Below are 21,622 nucleotides of genomic sequence, written 5' to 3'. Positions count from 1 at the left end.
GATCAGATGTTTCGCGGGTCGCTTAGCGTCCGATGATGAACTATCGGATGCTTGGTGCCGCGTATCGCTAGGCCACTCGCTCCACCCGGTCGATCACGACACCGCTGCGCGGCGCGGTGGGCATCCGCCGAAGATCGATGTGCAGGTCCTGCTTGGGCACTTGGTACTTGATCGTCGTACACAACAGGCGCGCCGCCGACTTCATCAACGCGATGGTGATCCATTCCCCGGCGCACCGGTGGTCCCGATAGTGGTCGCCGCCGCCTTGCGGGATCAGGTCGAAACCATCCGAGCTCCAGCCGCGGAACCGCTCCGGATCGAACTCACCTGGACGCTCCCATACCCTACCGTCGCGGTGTGCGCCGTAGACGTCCAGCAACACCAACGTGCCCTCGTCGAATCGGTGTCCATGCCACTCGAAGCTGCGCCGCACCCTCGCGCCGACGAACGGGGTGAGCGGGTATACGCGTCGCACTTCTTGAACGAAGAGTTCAGACTCGTGTCCGCCGGCGTCGGAACGGATGCGATCGCGCCACTCCGGGTGGTCGCGCAGGGCCACCGCGATGAACGCGACGTACCAGCTGATCGCGACGATCGGTCGCAGCACGTTGAGCACCTCGACCGCTGCGACCCGAGTGTCCAGCAGTTCCCCGTCCAGGTCGCGGTGGTAGGCGAAGGTGTGCAGTGCCGACGGCTCGAACGTCTCGACATGACCCGAGCGCGCCGCGGCCACGATCCTCTTCATCCAGGTCTCCGACCGCAGCCTGGCGAGACGTCCCCGCCAGTGCCGCGGCCCGACGGCACCGAAGGCGTCGACCATCGCCGCCATGTCCTGGGCGCGGTGCGGAACCTCGTCGTCATGCAACGGTATGCCGGCCCATGTGCACGCTGCCCGGCACAGCAGCTCCTGCGCTTCTTCGAAGAGGACGACGCGGTCACTCAGCTCCCACCGCGGCAGTACGTCGCGCCATCCCCGCTCGAACAGGTCCACCAGGTCAGCGACGCGGTCTTCGGTCATCAGCCGCATGAACGCCGCCTTGCGATGCCGGTGCGCGTCGCCGTCCAGGCCCTGCACACCGCCCTGTCCCTGCAGGGTCTTCTGCACCCGCGACGGCACCGCGTGGCTTCGGCCGAACCGTTCCGGGTCGTAGAAGACGCGGGCGGCCTCCGGTCCGTGCATGCAGATCGCCCGCTCGCCGAACAGTCTCGTCTCGAAGACGTCCTGATGATGGTGGTTGAGTCGGTTGAGAAAGAACCGGTAGCCATCGTTCACCAGCATCAGCGTGCTGTCCGGCGCTCGATCACGCGGTTCGTCCAGGTGTGTGGTTCCCGGGACCTTCATAACCGGCGAGCTACCCATTCGCTCCGCCACCATGCGCACGTACGACGCCGCGTCACTCCGGGAAACCGGGGGCGTCGCGACATGTGTGTCGGCAGAAAATGAACCGGGGCCGGCACAACGTGTGTGCCGACCCCGGTTGTGAAGCGCTCTGTGGCGGGTGAGCCCGCCCGGACGCTAGATGACGCGCACGCCAGTGGCCTGCGGGCCCTTCGGGCCCTGGGTCACCTCGAACTCCACGCGCTGGTTCTCCTCGAGGCTGCGGAACCCGCCGCCCTGGATCTCCGAGTAGTGGACGAACACGTCCGGTCCGTCCTCACGCTCGATGAAGCCGAAGCCCTTTTCGGCGTTGAACCACTTGACTGCACCTTGTGTCATGCTCTGCTCCTTACAGGGGCTGGATACGAGGCCTACACCGTGCAGGCCTCGGGGCCGGTTTCTAGACGCGACGTCTCCAGATTCCTGAAGGCAAGCATCACGCCCACACGTCGAATGAAATGCAGGCGTGTTGAACACACGAATACAAAACAGCGACCGCTGGAACAGCTTACCAAAGCCCGGGCCACATCCCCTACCGCCACGACCCGCCCACCACCCGCGCCGCCTAAATGATCATGTGAAGTGGGTTTTCTCGCGCCTCAACAGGTCTGCAGACATGGTAGGGCACGAGAAAACCCACTTCACATGATCATTTGGCGACTGGGACGAAGCCGGTGCCGGGTTGGTAATCGGGGGATTGATGGCGGAAGTAGGTGTTGTAGACCTCGCAGTACCGTCCACCCGCCTTGAGCAGCGCGGCATGGTCGCCTTCCTCGATGATGCGGCCATGATCGAGGACGATGATCCGGTCGACGTGTTCGATAGTGGACAGCCGGTGCGCGATGACGATCGAGGTCCTCCCGGCCAGGACGACGTCCAGTCCCTCGGAGATCTGCGCCTCGGTCAGCGGGTCGACGCTGGCGGTCGCCTCATCCAGAACGACGATCGCCGGATCCTGCACCAGCAGACGGGCCAGCGCGACCAGCTGCCGCTGCCCCATGGACAGGGCTCGCCCGTGCTCGCCGACGTCGGTACCCAGACCGTCCGGTAGCGCTTCCAGCCAGTCGCCTCCGGCAACTCGCATAGCCGCCAGCCGGACCTCCTCGTCGGACGCGTCCGGGCGGGGATAACGGATGTTGTCCGCCACCGTCCCGGAGAAGAGGAACGGCTGCTGCGGCACCGCCCCGATCTGCCGTCGATACTCGCGCAGGTCGAAGCTGCGGATGTCCCGGCCGTCGATCAGCAACTGCCCACCGGAGTACTCATAGAACCGGGTGATCAACTTCGACAGCGTCGACTTCCCCGCACCCGTGTGGCCGACCAGCGCTACCGACTCGCCGGCCTCGATCGTCAAGTTGAACCTGGTCAGGACCGGATGCGCGGGCTCGTAGCCGAACGTGAGGTCCCGGAACTCGATCCGCCCGGCCAGCCTGCCCACCGGTTGCGCATCCTCCTGGACCACCCTCGGCGACGCGTCGATCAGCGCGAACACCCGTTCCGACGCGGCCAGACCCTGCTGGAACTGCGACCAGAACGCGGCGATCGACGTCAGCGGCAGCCAGAACAACCCCACGGCCTGCAGGAACAGGTACCAGTCACCGGCGCTCAGCCGGCCGCCGAGGACGGAGCTGCCGCCTACCTGCACCAGCACGACGGTGGCCAACCCTGCCACCAGGAACAGCACCGGAAAGATGCCGGAGAACACGAACCCCTGGCGCAGGGTGACCGCATAGTTCTGCCGGTTGATCGGGCGGAACTCGGAGTAGACGGTCGCTTCCTGCCGGAAGTTCTTCGCCACCGAGATCCCGCCCATCGTCTCCTGCAGATTGGCGTTGACCCGCGCCAGCGAGCGCTGCGCATGCTGGGTGGTCCGACGAGCGACCCGCCGGAAGGCGAGCGCCGTCCCCATCACGATGGGTGTCACCGCCATGGTCAGCAGCGCCAGCTGGACGTCGCGGAAGAACAGCAGTGCGGTGACGAACCCCACCAGCAGCACCTGGCTGAGCAGGTTCATGGTGAGCGTGACGACATTGGCGAACTCGTCCGTGTCCGACGTGACCCGGCTGACGATCTTGCCGGACGGATGCTCGTCGTAGAACGACATGTCCCGCTCGAGCACCGCATCGAACGCGTCTGTGCGCAGGCCGAGTACGACGTCGCCGGTCACCTTCGCGCTGAACCACTGCCGGAAGAAGTTGAACACCCACGCCAGCACACCGATGCCGAGCAGCGCACCCGCCAGCGGCCATCCGATGTCGCTGACCGAGCCTTGCTCCATCCGGTCCACTCCCCAACTGATCAGCAGCGGGATCGCGGACTGGGTCAGCGAGTGCAACACGATCATGGCGGCCACCAGCACCATCGCGGGCAGCTTGGGCCGGAAGTAACGTCCGATCCGCCGGAGCAGCTCCCGATCTCCGTACGAACGGTCATAGTCCTCGACGTCGAGACCATCCAGGATGAAACCCATCAGACCACCACTGCCTCTTCCGGGCCATCCGTGTCGCCGGCCACTGCCTTCTCGGAGTTCGCGGACGTTCGTCGGCCCGCCTCGCCGTCTGTGTCGACGGTCATCTCACCGGGCACCTCGCCGGTCGCCTCCACGCCGTCGACTGGTGCGGGCACGTCGACCTCGTCGTAGTGGGCGAAGATCCGCCGATACAACGCGCACCGCGACAGCAACTCGTCGTGCGTCCCGCTGTCGACGAGCTCGCCACGGCGCAACAGGACCACCTTGTCCGCCCACCGGATCTGCGATAGCCGGTGCGTGATCAGCAGCGTGGTCCGCCCCTGCAGGATCCGACCGATGGCGGCTTGGATCTTGTCCTCGGTCGCGGAGTCGATGGCGCTGGTGGAGTCATCCAGGATCAGCACCGCAGGGTCGGTCAGCAGCGCACGCGCGATCGCGAGCCGCTGACGCTGACCACCGGAGAGCGTCACGCCCCGTTCCCCTATGACGGTGTCGTACCCGTCGTCGAGTTCGGAGATGAACTCGTCGGCCTGGGCGTCCTGTGCAGCCTGCACGACATCGGCACGATCGGCCCGCTGACCGAGGCTGAACGCGATGTTCTCCGCGACCGATCGGGAGAAGAGCACGATGTCCTGCTCGATGGTGGATATCTGCGACCGCAGCGAGTCGAGGTTCCAGTTGCGTACATCGACGCCGTCCACCAAGATCCGACCGGAGTCGACGTCGTAGATCCTCGGTACCAGTTTGGTCAGGGTGCTCTTCCCGGATCCGGTCTCGCCGACGACGGCGACGGTCTCGCCCGGCCGCGCCGTGAACGTCACGCCGCGCAACGCCGGCTCGCCGTCGTCGTATCGGAAGGTCACGTTCTCGAAGACGATCTCGCCGCGCATAGTCCCGGAATGACCGTCCGCATTGCGGTCGAGCTCCGTCTCGGTGTTCATGATCGTCAGGATCCGCCGTGCGGAGACGATGCCCAGCTGCACCAGCGAGTAGGCGAAGATGGAGATGAACGTCGGAAAGCCCAGCAGCCCCATCAGTCCCATGAACGCGACCACGTCGCCCAGCGTCAGGTCGCCGGCGCCGTACAACGTCAGGCTGTGCCACAGGGCACCGGCCATCGCCACCGCCAGCAGCAGCGGCGGCAGGTAACGAGCCTGGATCAGCCCGTTGCGGACGAACGAGTCCCGGTAGCGCGTCGCGTTGACGGCGAAACGCCGCCGCTCGTGCGGTTCCTGTGCCGTGACCTTGATGACCTCGATGCCGCGCACCGCCTCGTTCAGACCTGCGTTGAGGTCACCGAACTGCTCTCTCATCCGTGTGGAGACCGGGTTGAGCTGGCGCATGTAATGCCACAGCGCGACGACGAAGGCCACCGCGAACAGACACGGCACCAACAGCAGCCGAGGGTCGATCACGGCGATGAAGAACAGCGGGATGATGCCCTGGGTGCCCGAATCGACGATCAGATCGATGCCCGGATTGACCATGTGCGACAGCTGCCGGATGTCGTTGGCCGCCCTGGCCATCAGGTCGCCGACTCGTTGCCGGTTGTGGAACGTCTGACTCTTGCCCAGCAGGCTGACGTAGAGCTCGTCGCGGGCTTCGCGTTCCAGCCGTTTGGCGAGCGTCTCGCTGCCGAGCCGCGCGACCAAGTCGAATGCACCGCGCAGCACGATCACACCGAGCAGCGCCGCGGAGACGATCGCCAGTTCTCGCGCCCGACCATCGCCGTCGCCGAGCACCGCATCGAACGCCGCACCCGTGAGCGCGGGAACCATGGAGTTCAGCACCACCATCACGACGGAGCCACCGAGGAAGGCGAACAGCACGAGCGGGTGCCGCCGCAGGTGTGATGCGATCCATCGCACAGGTCCGCGCCGGTCAGAACGGTGCTGACCGGCGACGGTGAACTCTGCCGTTACGGCGGACACAGTGAACTCCCCAGCGCTCGGTGGTGCTGATGCAGTTCTACCGGAACTCACTGACAAAACGCGCGCGCATTTCGCCCGGCCGATGCTCGTCGGCTTGCGCCTAGCGCTGGCCGTGACGCTCACCCGGAGTCAATGACGGGGCCGTGTGCAGCAAAATGCAAGGATTGACATTAAAATGCTGGCATGGCAACGATATCCGTGCGCGATGTCTCCGACGAGACTCTGACCATCCTTAAGGTCCGGGCTGCCCGCGCCGGACAGTCGCTGCAGGCCTACGTCAACAAGCTGCTCGAGGACGAAGCCGCCGCGCTGACGCCTGAGGAGGCAGCCGTTCAAGCCCGGAGCATCGCCGCTCGTTCCTCAGCGACCAGTGACGATGTGCTGAGCGTCATCGCCGAGATGCGTCAGGCCCGTGCATGATCGTTCTCGATACGTCGGCCCTCGTCGCCTTTCTGATCGGCACCGACGCCACGGCTGAGAATGTCCGTGTCGCCACCATCGGCCAGAGTCTGGCCGCACCACATGCGGTCGATCTCGAGTGTGCGTCGACTCTTCGCGGCCTCGTACTCGGGAACAAGTTGCCCGCGGACGAAGCCAAGCGTGCGCTCGAGCTGCTCGGTGCCATGGGTGTGCGACGGTATCCCCACCCTCCACTTCTCGAGCGCATCTGGCAGTTACGACAGAACATGTGGCCGTACGATGCCGCGTACGTCGCGCTCGCCGAGTCGCTGGACGCCGAGCTGTGCACGCTCGACGGCAAACTCGCGCGCACACCGGGCGTTCAGTGCGTCGTACGCAACCTGCGCACGTAGCGCATGGTCGGCGACGAGCGCTATCCGGCGGTGGCCGGTCGGCCGCGATCCAGCGCCAGCTTGACCGCGAGCCCTCCGAGCACGGTTCCCATGAAGTACCGCTGGATGCGCAGCCACGTCGGCCGTCTTCCCAGGAAGACGGCGAGCCCTCCGGCAAAGACCACGATCAACGCGTTGACCATCAACGCGATGCTGATCTGGACCGCCCCCAGGGTCAGGCTCTGCAGTGCCACAGTTCCGCGCCCGGGCTCGATGAACTGCGGAAGCAGCGAGACATAGAGCACGGCGATCTTCGGGTTGAGCACGTTGGTGAGCAGTCCCATGGCGAACAAACGGCGCGCGGAATCGACCGGTACGTCCCGGGGCGCGAACACGGATACGCCCCCTGGCCGCAGCGCCTGCCAGGCCAGATACAGCAGGTAGGCCGCGCCCGCGATCTTCAGCACCGTGTACGCGGCCGGCACCGCGGCGAAGACCGCCGTGAGACCGGCAGTCGCCGCGGCCAGGTAGATCAAGAAGCCCGCGGCCACGCCGAGCAGCGAGATCAGCCCCGCCCGTCGGCCTTGAGTGATCGATCGAGAGACGAGGTACAGCATGTTCGGACCCGGCGTCAGCACCAGACCCAACGCCACCAGGGCGATACCGATCATCGCGGAGTTGCTGGCCAAGGCCCACCACGTCCCTTCTCGCGCGTCATGCCAATGAGCAAGTCTCCGCGGACACCGTGTATTCCGCGGCTGCGACCCCGCTGGCGTTTGCGAGCTCTTCCGCCGGGTACCGGCAGGAGCGGAGGGTGCCATGCGGATCGGAACGGTGATCGTACTCATCTGGCTGCTCATCGGCGTGCTGGCCACGTGGCAACGTGGCTATTTCACCGGTGAGACCGACCCGAGTTGCGAGCGAGCCAGCACCATCGCGGTGACTATCATCGCCGGGCCGCTCAATTACGTCGGTGTGAATCCGAAGGTCGACGAGTGCGACCTTCCCGAGCCGTCGGAGTAGGGAACGGCTGGGCGACACTCACCTGCGCGGCGCCACAGCAATATCCCGGGCATATCACACCCACATGGACGCAATCGTCGTAATTCCTTCGCTATTGCTTCATTCATGCGTGAGGTAGGCGCAACCGGCGCATAGTTCGCTGCTTGCGCATCTTCTCGTCTTCCTTTTCCGTCGGAAGGACCACGCATGCCCTGGTGGCGTAGTACCCGCGCAGCCGGCTCCGCAACCATGCACGATCGAGCCCGCCGCCACACATCGGCCGTCCTGGCCACAACCCTGATCGGGCTGCTGCCCACGACGTTCCTCGGTGCCCTCCCCGCGAGCGCCGCCGACGAGGTCCCGGCGTTCGACGCCGTGAACCTGTTCATCGGCACCGAGCTGGACACGACGCAGAACAAGAGCAACGATGCGTACGGCAACACGTACCCCGGTGCGGCGGTTCCGTTCGGGATGGTCCAGCCGAGTCCGACGACGTACAAGACGGACGAGGACAACGACCTGGTCCGGGAGAAAGGCGGCTACGAGTACACCGCCGATCAGATCCGTGGATTCGGGATGACCCGGTACTCCGGCTCCGGCTGCCACGGCCGGTTCGGAGGGTACGAGTTCCCGACGACGCCGTTCGCCGGTGCCCTGAGCGACGACGGCACCCTGCCGCACAGCCCCGCGGTGGACCATCGCTCGTACTTTCTGAACTTCAGCCACGACGACGAGCTGGCCCAGCCCGGGTACTACGCGGTCACGACGGACAACGGGGTGCAGACAGAGCTCACCGCCACGACCCGCACCGGTGTGAGCCGGTTCGATTTCCCCGCGGACGGCGACGCGACCCTGCTGGTCAACGCATCCGGCGCGAACAACCGGGTCCACGACGTCGTCGTCGAGATCGACCCCGAGACGCGCACCGTCAGCGGCGAGATGTACGGCGCCGACCTCTGCGATGACGGCACCCACTACCGCGCCTACTTCTCCACCACCTACGACCAGCCCTTCGAGTCCTACGGCGTCTGGGACGGAGCCGAGATGACCGCGGGCGGCACAGCTGCCGAGCGGATCACCGGCGACACCGGCGCCGATCACCGTCAGCAGGTCGGGGCCTGGCTGACCTTCGCCGACGGCGCCGAGGTCACCGCCAGGACCGGCTTCAGCTACGTCAGCGTCGAGAACGCCGCCGCCAACCGGGAGGCGGAGTCGGAAGGCAAGAGCTTCGACGACGTGCGCGCCGAGGCGCGTGCCTCCTGGGAGGACGCCCTCGGCCTGATCGACGTCGCCGGCGGCTCGGATGAGCAACGGGTGAAGTTCTACACCGCGCTCTACCATTCCCTGCTGCATCCGAATATCCGGCAGGACGTCGACGGCCGGTACCGCGGTGTCGACGACGAGATCCACACCGTCACTCAGGGACGGAACCACTACGTCAACTTCGCCGGCGGCGGCTGGGACATGGTCCGCAGCCAGGCGCAGCTGATCGGCATGCTCTATCCCGACGTCGCCAGAGACATCAACCAGTCGATTCTGGACCAGGTCGAGCAGTACGGCGGCTGGCCCGCCTTCCGCGGCGTGGACAGCCTGCAGAACCTGGTCGGCACGCTGGACGCCTTCGGCGCCACCGACTACGACCGCGAAGGCGCCCTGGCGTCCATGGTCGAGACCCAGGCTCTGCCGTCCGACCGCTCCCATCGCTTCAACGCCTTCCAGTACTTCGCCACCGGCATGATCGAGAACGGCAAGGGCGGCGACGCCACCTCGCGGGTGCTCGACCACGCGGTCACCGACTTCGCCATCGCGCAGCTGGCCGATCGTCTCGGCGATGAGGAGGCCTACAACCGCTTCATGGTGCGCGCCCAGAGCTGGCAGAACGTGTTCGACCCGGAGACCGGGCATATCCGGCCGCGCTCGCGGCACGGCTTCGACCGGGGCTTCGACCTGCGGGACCGGGGCAACCAGTTCCACCAGTCCACCGGCTACCAGTGGGGCTGGCACGTGCAGCACAACCTTGGCTCACTGATCGACATGCGTGGTGGCCCTGCGGCCGCGGAGGCGGATCTCGACGTCCTGATGGAGGAACTCGACGCCGGTGCCTATACCAAGACCGGCAATTACCTCTCCAACCAGCCCGCGATGAGCACCCCCTGGGTGTACAACTGGCTCGGCAAGCCGCACAAGGCCACCGACGTGCTGTACCGCGCGGTGGACGAGATGTACGACACGACCCCCTCAGGCCTGCCCGGGAACGACGATCAAGGGTCGCTGAGCAGCTGGTACATCTTCGCGAACCTCGGTATCGCGCCGGTCGTCTACGGCACGGCGAACCTCGTGGTGACCGCCCCGATGTTCGACGAGATCCGAATCACCAGCGCCGACGACGACGACGAGCGCACCTACGAGATCCACGCTCCCGGCGTCTCCGACGGCGCCCGGTACACCACGGGCCTGAGCGTCGACGGCGAGGCCCGTTCGGCCTCTTGGCTCGACGAGAGCTTCGCCCGCGACGGCGGACGTCTGGACTTCGAGATGTCCGATACCCCAGGGGACTGGGGCACCGGCACCGAGGACGTGCCGCCGTCGTGGACCGACGGGTCGGATGCCCGCAACAACGTCGGCACCGTCCCGCACGGCGCGACCCTCATGGGTTCGATGGATCTGAGCGACTGGGCGTTCTCGCGCGATAGCCTCGAGGCCGCGGGCGCCGCACCGGGCGAGCAGATCCCGCACGGTGACACCGGGATCGTCTTCACCTGGCCCGAGACCGAGCCGGGCGAACCCGACAACTGGATCCCCCACGGTCAGCGCATCGAGCTCGAGCCGCAGCAAGCGGCCGCGATCTCCTTCCTCGGCCTGGCCACCAACGGCCCGTCCCGCGGTAACGCCGTCGTCGAGTACTCCGACGGCTCGACCCAGAGTGTCCACGTCGAACTGACCGACTGGGCACAGCAGCCGGGCGGGGGCAACAGCACCCTGCTCGGGATCTCCGGCCGGGTGAACGCCAGCGGCAGCATCGGCGGCGGGGAGTTCCGCGTGTTCGGCACGCGCCCGGCAGCCCTGGACCCGGAGAAGACGGTCGAGGCGGTCATCCTGCCGGAAGGCACCGACCGGGGCATCATGCACATCTTCGACGTGGCTGTCACCGACCAGGAGTACGTCGACCCGGACGCACCGGCTGGGAATCCGGAGCGGATCGTGCTGACCGCGACCGAGGAACCGTCCACCTCGCAGTACGTCACCTGGCGATCGCGCAGCGCGCTGCCGCTGGCAGGGAAGGTGGAGCTGCGGACGGCGAACGGCGGTGACACGGTCACCGTCGAGGCCGAGCAGAAACCCGAACGCGCCATCGGCGGCTATGCCGCACGCAGCCACTCGGCGTTGCTGGAGGGCCTCGAACCCGGCATGGAGTATCAGTACCGGGTGTCCTCCGGGAACAACTGGAGCGCCTGGTACTCGTTCACCACCGCGTCGGCCGAGGCCGAACCGTTCACTTTCCTGTATTTCGGTGACGCGCAGGAGGGCATCGACAGCGTCTGGCATCACACGGTCGACGCCGCGGTCGAGGCCCATCCCGACGCCGAACTGGCGCTGTTCGCCGGTGACCTGGTGAACAACGGCTCGTCGGACCGAGAGTGGACCGACTGGTTCGCCGGGGTCGAGGGCGTGGTGGAGTCGATCAACGCGCTCGCCGTGCTCGGAAACCACGAGATCGGCGGCCAGCCGTTCATCGAGAACTTCATCGACAGCTTCGAGTACGACCCGAACGGCCCCGTAGCGGCCGACGCCGCAGAGTACGCCGCCGACTACGGCGACCATCTGGCAGGTGTCCTGAAGGACACCGTGTACGTCACCGACTACCAGGGCGTGCGCTTCGTCAACCTGAACGCGAACCGGGACGACATCTGCCCGATCGCCGAACCGCCGGGGCTGGCCTCGTACAACTGCGACACCGCGCGCCGAGCCTGGATGACGATGCAGGCGAACTGGCTGGACCGGGTGCTGCGGGAGAACCCGCACGGCTGGAGCGTCGTTCAGGAGCATCAGCCGATCTTCTCCAATGCGCAAGGCCGCAATGAGGCGGACTGGCGCCAGTACATCCTGCCGATCATCGAGCGCAACAACGTCGATCTCGTGCTCCAGGGCCACGACCACACCTACGGCCGCGGCTACCACGGCTCGACCGGCAGCGACATGGAGGGCGTGACCGCCGGCCCGGTGTACGTCGTCGCCAACGCTGGTCAGAAGCAGTACACACTGACCGGCGAGGACAACGTCTGGACGCAGAACGGTGCGGTACCCGTGGTGCGGGCGCAGGACACCTCGACGTACCAGGCGATCACGGTCGACGACGACACGCTGACCTTCGAGTCGGTGGTCACGCACACACGGGACGGCGGCGCCGCCGAGTCCGAGGTGGGCGACGTGCTCGACTCGTTCACGATCACCAAGCGCGACGACGGCGCGAAGTGGGTCACGGAGGCCGGTGCCGAGGTGCCGGATGAGACCGTGGACCCGGTCAACATCGACCGGCCGACGAACGAACCGTTCGACGACGCCTCCTACGGCGACGTGGCCTGGGACGACGACTTCACCACCGACCGGTTGAGCGAGTACATCGCGCACGGAGATTCGGCGGAGTCCGCGGCCGAGCTCTCGGTCGACACGGACGCGGGCGTCCTCGAAGCGACAGCCGACGGACGTCGGTGGAGCCATGTCGCCCTGCCGCTCGAGGCCGGGGAGAGCTTCGCGCTGATCGTCGAGCCGGCCGACTTCACCGGCACCGGCGCGGCAGAGGACAGCCTGTTCATCGGCCTCACCGACGGCATCGGCAACCGAGCGCACAGCTGGTTCAACAACTCGCGGTCCGAGAGCGGGATCGACGTCGTCGTGGACGGATCCGCGCAGGGTCTGTCCGCGGGCCCCGGTCCGCTCGCCGTGTCGTGGGAACCGGGTGACCGCCTCGCTACTGTCGTCGACCACGGCGAACTCACCTCGTGGATCGAGAAAGACGGCGAGTGGCAGCGGATCCGGTCGGGCCTGCTCTCCCTCACCATGTCGGAGAAGCAGATCACCGGCTGGGCGCCGACCTTCAGCCTGCGACTCGATCCGGGCACGATCGCGATCGACCGGATCACCCTGTTGCGCCGCGAGGCAGACGGTACCCCGCCCGATGCGTGTCCGGACGGCTACTCGCCGGAAGAGACCGTGGCGTTCGACGGCGTCGACTCCGGCGTCGGCAACGTCGAGCGTGGCGACGGATGCACGATCCTCGACCTGATCTGGGCCGAGGCCCCGTTCGCCAATCACGGTGCGTTCGTCCGTCAGGTCACCGCCGTCGCCGACCGGTTCCGCGCCGACGGCCTGATCACGGCAAGGGAGCGGTCCGCCATCGTCCGCGCGGCCGCACAATCCCGAGCGGTTGACATCAGCGCTCGCCGCTGAATCCGACGGACGGACACAGGGGGTGCGCGCCACGCTCGGGGCGCACCCCCAGCAGCACCACGCCGCAGGTCAACGCCCCGATACCGGGACGACGGCAACACACCGTACGAGGAGCGGGAACGCATTCAACAGTGTCCAGCCTTCGACCACCCAGCCGACAGACGCACGGATCCGCGTTAGCATCGAGGGTGCCGAGAGGCGCTGCAACGGGCCTCGCGACGATGGGAGTCCCGCCACGCTCGGCCGGTACCAACAAGGGCGCCTTCCGCGACAACGGAAGGACCGGCATGGCCGCAGAGCAGCATTGGAGTCCGGACGCGACCGATGAGCTCACTGCTCTACTGAACGAGCGGATCGTCATTCTCGACGGGGCGATGGGCACCGCGATCCAGCGCGACCGCCCCGACGAGGCGGGCTACCGCGGCGAGCGTTTCGCCGACTGGCCCAGCGATCTGGCCGGCAACAACGACCTGCTGTCCATCACCCAGCCGCAACTCATCGCCGGCATCCACCGGGAATACCTGGACGCCGGCGCCGACATCGTCGAGACCAACACGTTCAGCTCCAACGCGATCTCGCTCGCCGACTACGGCATGGAGGAACTCGCCTACGAGCTCAACCACGTCTCGGCGCGGCTCGCCCGCGACGTCGCCGACGAGGTCGGCGCTGCCTCCGGCCGGAAGCGATATGTCGCCGGGGCGCTCGGCCCCACCACGCGGACCGCGTCGATCAGCCCCGACGTCAACGATCCCGGGGCACGCAACGTCAGCTTCGACGAGCTGGTCGAGGCCTACCTGACCGCCGCTCGCGGCCTGGTCGACGGCGGCGCCGACCTCCTGTTCATCGAGACGATCTTCGACACTCTCAACGCGAAGGCCGCCGTCTTCGCCCTGCAGACCCTGTTCGACGAGACCGGTCGGCGCTGGCCCGTCGTCATCTCCGGAACGATCACGGACGCCTCCGGGCGTACCCTTTCCGGGCAGGTCACCGAGGCGTTCTGGTACTCGGTGCGGCATGCGCAGCCGCTCGTCGTCGGTCTGAACTGCGCGCTGGGCGCCAAGGAGATGCGGCCCTACCTCGCCGATCTCGGGCGGATCGCCGACACGTTCGTGCACGCCTACCCCAACGCGGGCCTGCCGAACGCGTTCGGCGAGTACGACGAGGCACCGGCCGATACCGCCGCGGTGCTCGCCGAGTTCGCCGAAGCCGGCTTGGTCAACCTCGTCGGCGGTTGCTGCGGCACCACCCCGGAGCACATCGCCGCGATCGCGGCCGCCGTCGACGGCAAGCAGCGGCGCGAGCCGGCCGTCAACGCTCCGGCGCTCCGCCTGTCCGGGCTGGAACCGTTCGTCGTCACCGACGACACCCTGTTCGTCAACGTCGGCGAGCGCACCAACATCACCGGCTCGGCGAAGTTCCGCAACCTGATCAAGGACGGCGATTACGACACCGCGCTCTCCGTCGCGGCACAGCAGGTGGAGAACGGCGCGCAGGTCATCGACGTCAACATGGACGAGGGCATGATCGACGGCGTCGCCGCGATGGATCGTTTCCTCAAGCTGGTCTCGTCCGAGCCCGACATCAGCCGGGTCCCGGTGATGGTCGACTCGTCCAAGTGGGAGGTCATCGAGGCCGGACTGAAGAACGTCCAGGGCAAGCCGATCGTCAACTCGATCTCCATGAAGGAGGGCGAGGAGAAGTTCGTCGAGCAGGCGCGGCTGTGCAAGAAGTACGGCGCGTCCGTGGTCGTGATGGCGTTCGACGAGGACGGCCAGGCGGACAACTACGAGCGGCGGACCACGATCTGTGAGCGGGCCTACCGGATCCTCGTGGATCAGGTGGGTTTCGAACCGACGGAGATCATCTTCGACCCGAACGTCTTCGCCGTCGCCACCGGGATCGAGGAGCACGCGAACTACGGCGTGGACTTCATCGAGGCCACCCGGTGGATCAAGCAGAACCTGCCGGGTGCCAAGGTGTCCGGCGGCATCTCCAACGTGAGCTTCAGCTTCCGCGGCAACAACCCGGTTCGCGAGGCGATTCACGCGGTCTTCCTCTACCACGCGGTCGACGCCGGCCTCGATATGGGCATCGTGAACGCGGGGGCGCTGACCGTCTACGACGAGGTCGACCGCGAGCTGCGGGACGCGATCGAGGACGTCGTGCTCAACCGCACCGACGATCCGCAGGCGGCCACCGAGCGTCTGCTCGAGTTGGCCGAGCAGCATCGCGGATCCGGGGAGAAGGCCGAGGACGCCGTCGAGGAGTGGCGCGAGCTGCCCGTCGGGGAGCGCATCACGCACGCGCTGGTCAAGGGCATCGACACGTACACCGAGGCGGATACCGAGGAGTTGCGCGCCGAGATCGCCGCTCGAGGCGGTCGCCCGATCGAGGTGATCGAGGGACCGCTGATGGACGGCATGAACGTCGTCGGCGACCTGTTCGGCGCCGGCAAGATGTTCCTGCCGCAGGTGGTCAAATCCGCGCGGGTGATGAAGAAGGCCGTCGCCTACCTGATCCCGTTCATCGAGCAGGAGAAGGTGGACAACGGCACGGTCGGCGAGAAGGACACCAACGGCACGATCGTGCTCGCCACCGTGAAGGGCGACGTGCACGACATCGGCAAGAACATCGTCGGTGTGGTGCTGCAGTGCAACAACTACGAGGTCATCGACCTCGGTGTGATGGTGCCGGCGCAGAAGATTTTGGACACGGCTCAGGAGGTCGGCGCGGACATCATCGGCCTGTCCGGGCTGATCACGCCGAGCCTGGACGAGATGGTCAACTTCGCCAACGAGATGCAGCGGCTCGGTCTGGACGTCCCGCTGCTGATCGGCGGGGCGACGACGTCGCGCGCGCACACGGCGGTGAAGGTCGACCCGAAGTACGACGGGCCGGTGGTGTGGGTGAAGGACGCCTCCCGGTCTGTGCCGACCGCGGCCGCGTTGCTGCACGAAGAGCATCGCAACGATCTGCTCGCCGAGGTGAAATCGGACTACGACTCGCTGCGCGCTCGCCATGCGCAGAAGTCGGAACGTCCGCAGCTGTCGTTCGACGCCGCGAAGGCCAACGCCACGCCGATCGACTGGGCAGGTTACAAGCCGCCGGAGCCGAACTCGCCCGGTGTGCATGTGCTCGACGACTACGACATCGCCGAGCTGCGGGAGTACATCGACTGGCAGCCCTTCTTCAACGCCTGGGAGATGAAGGGGAAGTTCCCCGACATCCTGAACAACCCGGCGACGAGTGAGGCCGCCCGCAAGCTGTACGACGACGCGCAGGCGATGCTGGACCGGATGATCGCCGAGAAGTGGGTCACCGCTCGCGGCGTCTTCGGCCTCTTCCCGGCCGCCAGCACCGGTGAGGACATCCTGGTCTACACCGACGACGAGCGGTCCGAGGTGCGCACGACCCTGTACCAGCTGCGCCAGCAGGGCGAACACCGCTCGGGTATCCCGAACCGGTCGATCGCCGATTACGTGGCGCCCGTCGACGGCGAGGCGGCGGACGGCGACTGGGTCGGCGCCTTCGCGGTGACGGCCGGCATCGGCGCGCCGGAGAAGGTCGCGGAGTTCAAGGAAGCCTTGGACGACTACTCGGCGATTCTGCTGGAGTCACTCGCCGACCGGCTTGCCGAAGCATTCGCGGAGCGGCTGCACCAGCGGGTACGTACCGAGTTCTGGGGCTACTCCGACGAGTCGCTGTCCAACGAGGAACTGATCGCGGAGCGCTACACCGGCATCCGGCCCGCGCCGGGTTACCCGGCGTGCCCGGACCACACCGAGAAGCAGACGATCTGGGAGTTGCTGGACGTCGAGTCCGCGACCGGGATCAAGCTCACCGAATCGATGGCGATGTGGCCCGGCGCGTCGGTCTCCGGCCTGTACTACAGCCACCCCGAGTCGCAGTACTTCGTCGTGGGCCGGCTGGGCAGGGACCAGGTCGCCGACTACGCCGAGCGCAAGGGCTGGTCGCTCACCGAGGCGGAGACGTGGCTGTCCCCGAACCTCGGCTACGACCCGGACGACTGACCGACGACCGTCCGACGGACCTCCGCCACTTCCGCTGCGCAGGTGGCGGAGGTGGCGGAGATCCGTCGTTGCCGTGGCCGTGCCACCACGCGCGCAGGTACGGCACAATGGCATCTGTGAGTACGTTGCCTCCGGACGAGTCGCAGGTCGGCGCAGCGTTGCGTCGCGCCGGCGCGCAGTTCGCGTTCGTCCACGGCAGCCGGACGGCCGGGCAGACCGCCCGGATCGACAGTGACCTCGACGTCGGCGCCTGGTGGGCCGGGACGCCACCGCAGCCGTGGGAGGTTGATCTTCCCGATGGCGTGGACCTTGTCGTGCTGAACAGCGCACCGTTGTGGCTGGCCGGCCGGATCGCGCTGCACGGTCGGCTGTTGTTCGACGACAACCCTCCAGCCCGGGTGCGGTGGCAGTCCGACACTCGCAGGATCTGGCTGGACGAGCGCCCGTACCTGTTGCAGCGGCAAAAAGAGTGGCGCGAGGCTGTACTGAGCCATGGTTGACGAAGAACGAGTGATTCGACTCGCGGGAGAGATCACGAGGGACGTCGCACGCCTACGCGGTCTTTCTCATGCCGGCGAGTTGACTCAACTACCCGATCAGCTCGACGCGGTGAAGTACCGGTTCATCACCGCGATCGAAGGGTGCACGAGCATCGCACATCACATACTCGCTTCCGAAGGTTGGGCGGCGCCCGAAACCAATGCGGCAGCCATGCGAGGCCTTGCGGAGCACGCCGTGATCAGCAACGAACTGGGCGTCGGCCATGGCGAAGGCCGCCGGATTCCGAAACCTGCTCGTCCATCAATACGGTGAGATCGACGACAACGCCGTGGTAGCGTCGTTGGGCCGTCTCCAAGATCTCCAGGAATTCGTCCGTGCAGTGTTGGAATGGGTCAAGGCCGGAGTACAGCACGACGCGTCGTGATCTCGCGCCGCCGGGCCGTTCGACACGGCGCCCATCTGTATGACACGGGCCTGAGCATGACTCCAAGTGCCGCCGGTCGCGCTTCTTGGACGCCTCCATCGGCGACCGGTAGTCGATCGGGGTGCCCGCGGTGGGACTCGAACCCACACTGAACGGATTTTAAGTCCGCTGCCTCTGCCGATTGGGCTACACGGGCATTTCCGACAAAGACTCTACGCCATAAGGTCATGCCTGGAGCCTCGCACAGCCGCCACGCTGGCACCGGCCCCGAGAGCGTCCCAGCGCGTCCCTTGGATGCGCCGCGTCGGTGATCCTTCTATCCTCGACGGATGACCTCTCCGCGCGTGCTCGTCGTTCAGAACACCCCCAAGGGCAGCCCACGCAGGCTCGGTGACTGGCTCGCCGCCGATGGGCTGGACCTCGACGTCGTCCGGGCGTTCGACGGGGCAACCCTGCCGGACCGGCTCGAACACGACGCACTCATCGTCCTGGGTGGAGGTTACATGCCCGACGACGACACACGCGCGACGTGGTTGCCGAAAACCCGCGCGCTCACCACACAGGCGCTCGAGCGGCACCGCCCGATGTTCGGGATCTGCCTCGGCGGACAGCTGCTGGCGCACGTCGCCGGAGGCAAGGTGCTGGCCGATGCCGGCGCGCCGGAACAGGGCAGCATACCGCTCACCCTGCGTGCGGAGGCTCGCGACGACGCGCTGTTCCGCGACCTTCCGAGTGTCGTGAACGCCGTCGAGCATCACGTCGACGCGGTCACCGCGCTGCCCGTCGGCGCCACCTGGCTGGCCTCCACCGAGCGCTGCCCATACCAGGCGTTCCGGGTCGGCGAACTCGCTTGGGGCGTGCAGTTCCATCCGGAGGCCTCGGCCGATCGGATCCTGGAGTGGGACGAGGACGAGCTCCGCAATCAGGGATTCGACCGGCAACACCTCTACCGGCAGGCGCTGGCCGACGAGCCTGACTCGACCCGGCATTGGCGCGTCGTCGCGCGTAGATTCGCCGACACTGTCAAGCGCCAGCACGGATAACGCGCCATCGGCCGGTTGGTTCTGGGCCGTGCGCGGAACCCGGATGGCGCGCCGGCACTAAACCGAGCCGGAGCAGCACGCCAACGGTGCGTACGGTTTGATAGGTCTGTGAGCCTGATCGCCATCACCGTCATCGGACACGACCGTCCCGGCATCATCGCCGAAGCCACCGGCACCCTCGCCGACCTCGGTGTCAACCTCGAAGACTCGACCATGACCCGGCTGCGCGGGCATTTCGCGATGATGCTGCTCTGCGCCGGCCAGGTCTCCGCCGAGAACGTCGAGCAGGCGCTGTCGCCCCTGACAGCGGACGGCACCCTGCAAGTCTCGGCACGCGAGGTCGCGCCGGAGGATCCGTCCGCCGCGTCGGCGCGGCCGTACCTGCTGACCGTGCACGGGGGCGACCGGCTCGGGATCGTGGCGGCGCTGACCCGTGCGGTCGCCGACGCCGGCGGCAACATCACCGACCTCACCACCCGGCTCAGCGGCGACCTTTACGTCGTCGCCGCCGAGGTGGATCTGCCCGCCACGGCCGACGAACACGCACTCGTGGACGAGCTGCGGCGGATCGGCCGTGAGCTCGAGGTCGACGTGGCGTTCCATCCCCAGGAAGCGGACGTTCTGTGAGCACGTCTGACGTGGTCCGCGACTGGTCCGAGGCCGATCTCGGCGTCGACGGGCGCGTGCTGGAGGTCGTCCGTGCGCCGGCCGGTGTGCTGTCGGCGGCGTCGGTCAAGGTCGATCCGATGGACAGCGCGGTCGTGCAGCTCGCCGCGGATCTGGTCGCCACCATGCGCGTCTCCCCGGGGTGCGTCGGACTGGCCGCCAGCCAGGTGGGCATCGGCCTGCACGTGTTCTGCGTCGACGTCGTCGGTCATCCGAAGGCACGGACGACGCACGGCACCTTCGCCCTGTGCAACGCACGCGTCGTCGAGGCCAGCCGGAAGGAGAAGGGTCGCGAGGGCTGCATGTCGGTGCCCGACCTGACCGGCGACGTCAAGCGAGCCACCCGGCTGACCGTCGTCGGCCAGCTGCCGGGGTCCGCAGAGGAGGTCACGGTTGAGACGGACGCCTTCGAGGCACGGGCGCTGCAGCACGAGGTCGACCACTGCGAGGGCTTCCTCTTTCTCGATCGCGTCGCCGGAGCGCACGCCATATTTCCGCGCAAGACATACCTGTGAACCGGTCCCCGGCGACGCCCGTCGTCAGATCGTGCGCACCATCGGCATGTCGCTGACTCCATGGGCGTCGGGTCGCACGGCCAGCACCTGGTGGATGCCGATCCGCCCGGCGTCGAAGGACAGCGCGGAGCCGGTCATGTACAGCCGCCACACCCGCGCCCGAGCGGCCCCGGCCAGTGAAACCGCACGATCCCAGCCGCCCTCCAGGTTGGCCACCCAGGCACGCAGCGTCCGGGCATAGTGCTCGCGCAGGTTCTGCGCGTCCCTGACCTCCAAGCCTCCCTGCTCCAGGCGGCCGGCGACCTCTCCGACCGGGATCAGCTCCCCGTCCGGGAAGACGTACGCGTCGATGAACGTCCGACCGCGCGAGCGTCCGGGCGCCGGCGTCGTGCCCGGACGCTGCCGCGGCGCCCGCACGATCTGATGGTTGAGCAACCGCCCGCCAGGCGCCAGCAGGTCGTGCAGGTGCGACGCATAGTGGTTCCACATCTCGGCGCCCAGATGCTCGGCCATGCCGACGCTGCTGATCGCGTCGTACGGGCCGTCGTCGACGTCCCGCCAGTCCTGGACCCGCACCTCGACCCGATCAGCCAGACCGGCGTCGGCGATGCGGCGTTTCGCGAACTCCGCCTGCGCCTGCGAGAGAGTGACACCCACCGCCTGCACGCCGTACTCACGCGCAGCGTGGATGACCAACGAGCCCCAGCCGCACCCGACGTCCAGCAACCGCATGCCGGGCTCCAAGCCGAGCTTGCGGCAGATCATCTCGTGTTTGTCCCGCTGGGCGTCTTCCAACGTGTACGACGGGTCGTCGCCACCTGTCCAGTAGGCACACGAATACACCATGGACGGTCCGAGCACCAGCTCGTAGAAGTCGTTGCCGACATCGTAGTGATGGGTGACGGCGTGACGATCCCGGCTCTTGCTGTGCCGCCGCCCACCGAGCTCCGCCTCGATCGCGGGCGGTTTGGGTTGCGGACCGACGGCGCCGAGCAGGATCGCTGCCCGCAACGCCTCCGCCCGGTCCGCGGCACTCAGCTTGGGACGCGAGTCGAGGCCGTTGAGGACGTCGTCCAGCCGGGCCAACGCCTCTTCCAGGTCACCGTCGACGTCGAGCTCGCCTGCCACCCACGCACGGGCGAGCCCCAGTTCGTCCGGCTGCCACAGCACCCGGCGAATCGCCCGCCGAGATCTGATCACCAGCACCGGACCGTCATCCCGCCCGACCTGGGTACCGTCCCAGGTGCGCAGCGCCAGCGGCGACGGCTGCCCCAGCACCCGCTCCACCAGGGCCGCGATCCGTGCTGCCGCTCCCCCACCAGGCACCATCAGTTCTTCGCCCTCCTACCCATCGTCCGCGACTCAGCCCCAACGTCGCTGCAGCCCTCCTCGAGTCCCCTTATACACCCTCTCGGGCATCTG

At 67.2% G+C, this 21,622-nt stretch carries 17 protein-coding genes and 1 tRNA gene; 11 read left to right on the top strand and 7 right to left on the bottom strand.

Annotated features, from left to right (window positions below; translation table 11 throughout):
• Window positions 1–67: 67 nt before the first annotated feature.
• The 4 genes from G1H10_RS06330 to G1H10_RS06315 all read right to left on the bottom strand — a co-directional run bounded on the left by G1H10_RS06330 (window position 68) and on the right by G1H10_RS06315 (window position 5,779).
• Window positions 68–1,342, bottom strand: a complete 1,275-nt coding sequence (locus G1H10_RS06330; protein ID WP_163734251.1) for a cytochrome P450 — start codon at window positions 1,340–1,342, stop codon at window positions 68–70.
• A gap of 174 nt (window positions 1,343–1,516) precedes the next feature.
• Entirely contained in the window at window positions 1,517–1,717 is a 201-nt protein-coding gene (locus G1H10_RS06325; protein ID WP_163734248.1) for a cold-shock protein, read from the bottom strand.
• A gap of 310 nt (window positions 1,718–2,027) precedes the next feature.
• On the bottom strand, window positions 2,028–3,848 hold the full coding sequence (locus tag G1H10_RS06320; protein ID WP_163734246.1) for an ABC transporter ATP-binding protein: 1,821 nt from the start codon (window positions 3,846–3,848) through the stop codon (window positions 2,028–2,030).
• Entirely contained in the window at window positions 3,848–5,779 is a 1,932-nt protein-coding gene (locus G1H10_RS06315; protein ID WP_216852953.1) for an ABC transporter ATP-binding protein, read from the bottom strand. The genes G1H10_RS06320 and G1H10_RS06315 overlap by 1 nt, the downstream gene beginning before the upstream one ends.
• A gap of 183 nt (window positions 5,780–5,962) precedes the next feature.
• Here G1H10_RS06315 and G1H10_RS06310 point away from each other — a divergent pair, with 183 nt between their 5' ends.
• Together G1H10_RS06310 and G1H10_RS06305 are read left to right on the top strand one after the other, a co-directional pair.
• Window positions 5,963–6,199: a FitA-like ribbon-helix-helix domain-containing protein gene (locus tag G1H10_RS06310; protein WP_163734243.1), complete on the top strand. Its 237-nt coding sequence runs from the start codon at window positions 5,963–5,965 to the stop codon at window positions 6,197–6,199.
• The gene (locus tag G1H10_RS06305; protein ID WP_163734240.1) at window positions 6,196–6,591 is read left to right on the top strand and encodes a type II toxin-antitoxin system VapC family toxin; all 396 of its coding nucleotides are present in this window, start codon (window positions 6,196–6,198) and stop codon (window positions 6,589–6,591) included. Before G1H10_RS06310 ends, G1H10_RS06305 begins: the two co-directional genes overlap by 4 nt.
• Before the next feature lie 20 nt (window positions 6,592–6,611).
• On the opposite strand, the gene G1H10_RS06300 is transcribed toward G1H10_RS06305, so the two are convergent.
• On the bottom strand, window positions 6,612–7,241 hold the full coding sequence (locus tag G1H10_RS06300; protein ID WP_376778575.1) for a LysE family translocator: 630 nt from the start codon (window positions 7,239–7,241) through the stop codon (window positions 6,612–6,614).
• A 148-nt stretch (window positions 7,242–7,389) separates the two neighbouring features.
• On the opposite strand from G1H10_RS06300, the gene G1H10_RS06295 reads away from it, so the two are divergent.
• The 6 genes from G1H10_RS06295 (at window position 7,390) to G1H10_RS34950 (ending at window position 17,976) form a co-directional block, all read left to right on the top strand.
• Entirely contained in the window at window positions 7,390–7,593 is a 204-nt protein-coding gene (locus tag G1H10_RS06295; RefSeq protein WP_163734236.1) for a hypothetical protein, read from the top strand.
• 228 nt (window positions 7,594–7,821) lie between these two features.
• Window positions 7,822–13,020 carry a GH92 family glycosyl hydrolase gene (locus tag G1H10_RS06290; RefSeq protein ID WP_163734233.1) on the top strand — a complete coding sequence of 1,733 codons (5,199 nt, stop codon included), beginning with the start codon at window positions 7,822–7,824 and terminating at the stop codon, window positions 13,018–13,020.
• A 287-nt stretch (window positions 13,021–13,307) separates the two neighbouring features.
• Window positions 13,308–17,051, top strand: coding sequence for a methionine synthase (gene metH, locus G1H10_RS06285; protein WP_163734231.1), 3,744 nt, complete (start codon window positions 13,308–13,310; stop codon window positions 17,049–17,051).
• 116 nt (window positions 17,052–17,167) lie between these two features.
• Window positions 17,168–17,551, top strand: a complete 384-nt coding sequence (locus tag G1H10_RS06280; RefSeq protein WP_216852952.1) for a nucleotidyltransferase domain-containing protein — start codon at window positions 17,168–17,170, stop codon at window positions 17,549–17,551.
• Window positions 17,544–17,864, top strand: a complete 321-nt coding sequence (locus G1H10_RS06275) for a DUF86 domain-containing protein (protein ID WP_163734225.1) — start codon at window positions 17,544–17,546, stop codon at window positions 17,862–17,864. Before G1H10_RS06280 ends, G1H10_RS06275 begins: the two co-directional genes overlap by 8 nt.
• Window positions 17,815–17,976 (top strand): HepT-like ribonuclease domain-containing protein, encoded by a 162-nt coding sequence (locus G1H10_RS34950; protein WP_163734222.1) that lies wholly within the window; start codon window positions 17,815–17,817, stop codon window positions 17,974–17,976. Before G1H10_RS06275 ends, G1H10_RS34950 begins: the two co-directional genes overlap by 50 nt.
• 122 nt (window positions 17,977–18,098) lie before the next feature.
• On the opposite strand, the gene G1H10_RS06265 is transcribed toward G1H10_RS34950, so the two are convergent.
• Window positions 18,099–18,172 (bottom strand) — tRNA-Leu (locus tag G1H10_RS06265).
• Between the two features lie 133 nt (window positions 18,173–18,305).
• On the opposite strand from G1H10_RS06265, the gene G1H10_RS06260 reads away from it, so the two are divergent.
• From G1H10_RS06260 to G1H10_RS06250, 3 genes are all read left to right on the top strand, one after another.
• Entirely contained in the window at window positions 18,306–19,019 is a 714-nt protein-coding gene (locus G1H10_RS06260) for a type 1 glutamine amidotransferase (protein WP_163734220.1), read from the top strand.
• 108 nt (window positions 19,020–19,127) lie between these two features.
• Window positions 19,128–19,646, top strand: a complete 519-nt coding sequence (locus G1H10_RS06255) for a glycine cleavage system transcriptional repressor (RefSeq protein WP_163734217.1) — start codon at window positions 19,128–19,130, stop codon at window positions 19,644–19,646.
• A complete protein-coding gene (locus tag G1H10_RS06250; protein ID WP_163734216.1) occupies window positions 19,643–20,200 on the top strand; it encodes a peptide deformylase in 558 nt (185 codons plus the stop codon). Before G1H10_RS06255 ends, G1H10_RS06250 begins: the two co-directional genes overlap by 4 nt.
• Before the next feature lie 24 nt (window positions 20,201–20,224).
• On the opposite strand, the gene G1H10_RS06245 is transcribed toward G1H10_RS06250, so the two are convergent.
• Complete coding sequence (locus tag G1H10_RS06245; protein WP_163734213.1) at window positions 20,225–21,529, bottom strand: SAM-dependent methyltransferase; 1,305 nt, start codon at window positions 21,527–21,529, stop codon at window positions 20,225–20,227.
• Between the last annotated feature and the right edge of the window lie 93 nt (window positions 21,530–21,622).

This window comes from Phytoactinopolyspora halotolerans (genome assembly GCF_010550675.1).
Classification (GTDB): Bacteria; Actinomycetota; Actinomycetes; order Jiangellales; family Jiangellaceae; genus Phytoactinopolyspora; species Phytoactinopolyspora halotolerans.
The sequence above is the reverse complement of the archived record's forward strand: the minus strand, read 5'-3'. Positions and strand labels throughout refer to the sequence as shown.